The sequence below is a fragment of the Komagataeibacter sp. NFXK3 genome (assembly GCF_054182245.1).
The window spans coordinates 1-6326 of the sequence record NZ_JAPIVJ010000044.1; the positions used below are offsets into that span (position 1 = coordinate 1).

The window sequence follows — 6326 nt, forward strand, 5'->3', positions numbered from 1 at the left end:
CCACGGGCGACTGATCCGGCCGGGGGATCACCATGACAGCCCGCAGAGACCACAGCATGACCGATCCCGATGTCGGAGTGGCTCCGCCCCGGCAAACCGGGGCTCCTGTACGCATCACTGAAAAAATCGGGAAAATCGCTGCCTGCACCGCCAGTTCTGACATCGCGTCATGCAGATCCGGTCACAAAAACCCGTTCCAGCTCCACAAACGCACCTGTATGCTCTGGCTCAGGCTCTCCCACGGGGTGGCGCCAGTTGCAAATTCCCCATAACTGAGTCCCGGTGTCGCGGGTTCGGTCTTCCCAGACTTTCGTACGCCTCGCGGCGCCCGAAACCCTTCAGGAAGTCCGGCTGCTTTGCGGCGATGAAGCCACAATAACGGACGCCCCTAACGCCGAAGTACAAATTGCAATCCTGTATCCCTGAGTCATTGGTGTTGGCCTGTCGCATGTCACGTAAGATTGCGCTAGCGTTGCCGCATTATTGACGCTCATGACCCACGCTCGACACCAAGGCCTTACATGAACCCGACTGAAATCTACGAAGCGTTGGCGACGATCGCTGCGGCACCCTTTGAACCGGACGAATTTCCTTTCGCTTTTGCCGAAGCCACCGACGCCGCTCAGGCGGCAATCTCAAAATTACGCAACGGTTCAACCAACAAGTCGGATCTTCCGGGCGGAGTGCTTTTCGGCAAGCGGTTCCATTACGCCCCCGCTTCCGCCGGACAAAGTGATGTCACCCTTGACCAACTCCGGGCCTCGAAAAAGACTGGAACGTCGAAACCCGCCATCCTGCTCGCAACTGACGGCGAGACGATCGCGGCCGAGCATTTTGCCTCGGGTGACACGCTGCATTGTGCCTTTTCGGAGTTGGGCGACCAATTCGGTTTCTTCCTTCCCGCGGCGGGCAAGGAGCGGTATCGCGCGGTGGAAGAAAACCCCGTCGATGTGAAGGCGACTGGCAAGCTTGCCAAACTGTATGATGCGCTGACCCGCGCGAACCCGGACTGGGCCGGTGCCGACCGCCGCCATGAGATGAACCAGCTCATGATGCGGTTGATCTTCTGCATGTTCTCCGAAGACGTGGGTATCTTCCCGGAACACCAGTTCTCCCGCCTGATCTTTACCTATGCAGGTGACAAGGGCGAGGAGGCCGACAGAGCGATCATTGCAGCGTTCCGCGCGATGAACCTGCCACGACACAAACGCACAGACCTCCCAGCATGGACCAGCGAGCTGGAGTATGTGAATGGCGGCCTGTTTGCTGGCACGATCGACGCACCGCGCTTTGACACCGTTTCCTTCCGCTATCTGCGCGAAGCTTGCGGGTTGAATTGGCGCGAGATCAATCCGGACATTTTCGGCTCCATGATCCAGTCCGTTGCCGACCCGAAGCAGCGGGCCGAACTGGGCATGCACTACACCTCCGTGCCAAACATCATGAAGGTTATCGGGCCGCTGTTTCTCGATGATCTGGACGCGGAAATCGCGAAAGGCTGGGACCGTGCCCGCGCCCTGCTCCAGATTCTGGAGCGCATGTCCCGCATGCGGGTGTTCGATCCGGCCTGCGGATCGGGGAACTTCCTTGTGGTGTCCTATCGCGAGCTGCGCGCGCGTGAGACAAAGATATTACAGCGCCTTGAAGAGATTGACAGTCGCAATGCGATGGGCACCAGCGAACTGTTCTCACGCATCAAGATCGATCATTTCTGCGGCATTGAAATTTCGGATTTCGCCGCCGAAACGGCCAAGCTGGCTCTGTTCATCGCTGAGTATCAGGCTAACGCAAGTTTCAAGGCGGTTTTCGGGCGCTGCCCTGCGGCTCTGCCGTTGAAGGATGCTGCGCGCATTCACACTGGGAATGCGCTTAGGTTGGATTGGGAGAACGTTTGTTCATTTTCTCATGAAAACGACGATATATATATTGTTGGAAACCCACCGTATTGTGGCGCAAAGAAGAGGGAATCTTGGCAGACTGAAGATATGATCATCAATGATTTAGAAAATTTACTGCTTTTGGACTATGTTACAGTATGGTTCTTTAAGTCAGCAAAATTCAAAATTAGGTCGTTTTCTTTCGTTGCTACCAGTTCCATTTGCCAAGGCGAGCAAGTATCTCCCCTGTGGGATGCTCTGTTTAAGCTCAATTATCAGATAAAATTCGCTTATACACCCTTCCTGTGGAGAAATTCTGCGGCCGATAATGCGGGAGTATGGGTCACAATCATCGGTATGGAAAAAAACAAACCCAAGCAGAGCATCCTTATCGATGGAGATACCATTACGACAACGACAGAGATAAGTCCTTACTTAATACCGTTTCAATACATACCTGTGAAAGCGGAAAATCATCAGCTATTTAACCTACCTGCAATGGTAATGGGTAGCAACCCTGTCGATGGAAAGCATCTTTCGGTCACCGCATTCCAAAGAGAGGAAATGCTCAAAGAAGATGAGCGATCAAAAGATTTTCTCCTGCCTTACGTCGGAGGCAGCGAGTTAATTGATGGCGGAGATCGGTATTGTTTGTGGATACCGGACGATAAACTTGCAGAAGCACTTGATATTAATCAAATAAAAATTAGATTAGAGATGTGTAATAAATACAGATCAGGTGCAGGTAGAGACGCCAAGAAAGTCGCAAATAAACCACATCGGTTTTGCTACTCGACATTCGAAAATAAACCTTGCATCGCCATACCAAATTCTCAGTCGTCTGATCGAGATTATGTACCTGCAATCATACTTAATTCCGGGAATGTTTTAAGTAAAGAAGCTTTTGCTGTTTATGACTGTCAAGAGTATCTGTTAGCTATTTTCGGATCTAAGATACATCGGCTTTGGCTGGCGACTGTAGGTGGTCGCATAGGTAATGGTTTCAGGTATTCAGTGAAATTAGTCTACAACACCTTCCCGGTGCCGAAATTCACGGAAGAGCAACTGGAGGCGCTGTCAGCGTCAGCGCGCCGGATTCTCAAATGCCGGTATTCCCACTACCCGAAGACGATCGCGGATCTTTATGATCCGGACAAGATGCCGGACGATCTGCGCGCCGTGCACCAGGAAAACGATGAACTGTTGGAAAGCATGTATATCGGCCGCCCGTTCCGCAACGATACCGAACGACTGGAAAAACTCTTCAAGCTTTACGCCGCCAAAGTGAAAACGCTCGAAGCGACTTCCAAAAAGAAGACCCCAACACTGAAAACAAAGGCCTGACCCATGGCAGAGATGCTCAACGTCACTTATGGCACCTCCACGGCCAAGACGAACGCTTTGGGGCAGCGCCCGATGCAGGCCCGCACCTTTGAAGCCAGGGCCGCGCAGTTTCTGCTCCTAAAAGCGCCGCCCGCAGCGGGCAAGAGTCGCGCGTTGATGTTCGTGGCCCTGGACAAGCTGCGCCATCAGGGGCTGGAGAAGACGATTGTCTGCGTGCCGGAAACCTCGATCGGCGGGTCGTTCCGCTCAACCGACCTGACCAGCTATGGGTTCGAGGCTGATTGGGAGGTCGAGCCACGCTGGAATCTCTGCCTGACGGGGGATGATGCAAGCAGGGAGAAGGTCAAGGCTTTTCAGGCTTTCCTGCAGAGTGATGCCCGGGTTCTGGTCTGCACCCATGCCACGTTCCGTTTCGGGGTGGATGCCGTCATGGAGGGCGACGGGATTGCGGCCTTTGACCGGTGCTTTATCGCGATTGATGAATTCCACCATGTTTCGGCGTCGGACAATAACCGTCTGGGCGTGATCCTGCGGAACCTGATCACCCGCGGCGAATGCCACATCATGGCAATGACGGGCAGCTACTTCCGCGGTGACTCCGACCCCGTGCTGCGGGAGGAGGACGAGGACCGCTTCACCAAAATCACCTATAGCTATTACGAGCAACTGGAGAGTTATGCTTTCCTCAAAGCGCTCGGCATCAATTATGAGTTTTACAAGGGAAACTACATTAACGGCCTTGAGGGCGTCCTGTCCCCCGATCAGAAGACGATCATTCATATTCCCCATCGTGGGTCGTCTGAAGCGTTTGATGACAAGTTCAACGAGGTTGGCCGTATTCTGGACTTCCTTGGCAAGCATGAAGGACGAGAGCCCGAAACAGGCTTCGACCTTGTGCGGACGCCGGGCGGTCGCCTTCTGAAGATCGCCGATCTGGTAGATGACGGTCCAGGCCGGGATATCGTGAAATCTGCCCTGTCGCGCGAAATCAGGGGGGCGGACGGCAAGCGTGATGATGCGGCAGACCGGGCAAAGGTCGATATCATCATCGCCCTTGGTATGGCGAAGGAAGGGTTCGACTGGGTCTGGTGCGAGCATGCGTTGACCATCGGCTATCGCTCGTCACTGACCGAGATCGTGCAGATTATTGGGCGGGCGACGCGTGATGCTCCGGGCAAGCAAAGGGCGCTGTTCACCAACCTCGTGGCCGAGCCAGGGGTCGAGACCAGCGTGGTGACGGACGCCGTGAACGACATGCTGAAAGCCATCTCGGGTTCACTGCTGATGGAGCAGGTTCTGGCGCCGAACCTGAAGTTCTATCGCCGGGAGGATGGGGACGTCCGTGCCCCGATGGGAACGGATGCGGAAGGCAATATTACCATCGGCATCAAGGGGCTGATGGAACCGCCGACGGACCGCGCGCGCACCATCTGTGAGAAGGACATGAACGACCTGATGGCGACCGCCTATCAGGAAATGGACCGCCGTGTGCTGTCACCGGATACCGCCCCAGAGGTCGCTACCCAGATGGTTCTGACGGATATTATCGAGCGGCGTTACGAGACCTTGGATACGGAGGAGACGGAATCCGTCCGCCAGCATCTGGCGGCTCATATGAATGTCCTGACACTGGCACGGCGGGAGGCCGAACAGGGTTTTGCCGAGGCGCAATCGGTGTTTGGCGCTTCTGCCCTGGCTGATACCGAAACCGGGGAAACGAAACACGATTCGGTGGCGGCAGAAGACGAGGAGCCGGGCATGGCTCCGAACACATTGCTGGCCATGGTGAAGAAGTTCATCAACGTGCGGGACATCGATATCGAGTTGATCGACAGCGTAAACGTGTTCCAGGAGCGCTTCGAGGTTGCGTCCAAATCCCTGAACGCCGAGATCCTTGCGCATGTGCAGTCTGCCATGGTGGCTTTGCGGATTAACATGAGCGGTGATGAAGCCCGCACGCTTTGGCCGCGCATCAAGGCGTTTCGGGCACAGGAAGGGCGGGAGCCCAATGTGCATTCAGCCAACGCACTGGAGCGGCGGATGGCGGAAGCGCTGGCTTGGCTGAAGACCGAGAAGGCCCGGCGACTGCGTGAGGCGGCACAACCATGATCCGGCCAACTCTGGATGTTATTTTCAGCGAGCCTGATGAATTCGGTCTGCTGGACCTGAAACAACGCACGGGCCGGGGCGTAAAGCTTTCCGAGGACACGGGTGTTGCCGTGCTGTTGGATGTTACCCGTTTTGTTGAGCGAACCGGGCGTCTGCCTGACGAGGATGCGTCCGATCATGACGAAATGAGGCTGGCCATGACCTGGGGGGCCGTAAAAGTCTCCCCGACTGATGCCATGCGGGCGGCGGATCAACTGGGCCTTCTTGAGAAGGTGCCGACGGAGCCGCCGCGCTCATGGAAGGAGGAGCCTGTCGATGAGGCTGTTCCGCAGAGCCTTGATGACATTTTTGCGGATGAAGACTTGGGTATTGATGCTTCCCTGATTGCGTTTGAACACACCACACCATCGATTGAACGGATTGTGCCCGATCACCGTGCCGATTTTGTGCCGTGCCGAGATTTTGAGCGGTTCCGTGAGCGGTTCGAGGCAGTGCAGCATGGACTGGAAACGGGGGAGCGTAAGGCAAGACCTCTGCGAAAAAGGGTGGTAATTGAGCCGATTGAGGGGGATTTCTTCATCCGCAACGGTCTGCTCGCCATGATTGCCGAAAAGTCGGAGATGACGGCTCGGGGCGGTTCGCGCGATCATCGCCTGCGGGTTATTTTCTCGAACGGGACCGAGAGCGACCCGTTGATGTCGTCCTTTCGGAAATCCCTTACTGAAGACAAGACCGCCCGTACGGTGCAGAGGGTGGGTCTCGGTCCAGTCGATATCGAGTGGGAGAATGACCAGCTTGAACTCTCTGGCACGATCTATGTTGCCCGTTCACACTCCGAGGATCCTGCAATCCGGGAGAAGCGCCTGATCCTGCACAAGATTGGTGTCACCAGTCAGGACGTTGCCCGCCGGGTGGCGGATGCCCGGAATGACCCAACCTTCCTGCTTGCACCGGTAGAGATTGTGGCGACCTACAGCCTGAAAAACCTGTCTCGCC

General features: G+C 55.6%; 3 protein-coding genes. All 3 read left to right on the plus strand.

Annotation, left to right across the window (positions count from 1 at the left end; genetic code table 11):
• The first annotated feature begins 521 nt into the window (after positions 1-521).
• Positions 522-3221 carry a class I SAM-dependent DNA methyltransferase gene (locus OQZ28_RS16960; RefSeq protein WP_039735946.1) on the plus strand — a complete coding sequence of 900 codons (2700 nt, stop codon included), beginning with the start codon at positions 522-524 and terminating at the stop codon, positions 3219-3221.
• Positions 3222-3224: 3 nt separating this feature from the next.
• Complete coding sequence (locus OQZ28_RS16965; RefSeq protein ID WP_039735945.1) at positions 3225-5330, plus strand: DEAD/DEAH box helicase; 2106 nt, start codon at positions 3225-3227, stop codon at positions 5328-5330.
• The coding region (locus OQZ28_RS16970) for a hypothetical protein (protein WP_458136674.1) at positions 5327-6326 on the plus strand (1000 nt) is incomplete at its 3' end. The genes OQZ28_RS16965 and OQZ28_RS16970, both read left to right, overlap by 4 nt.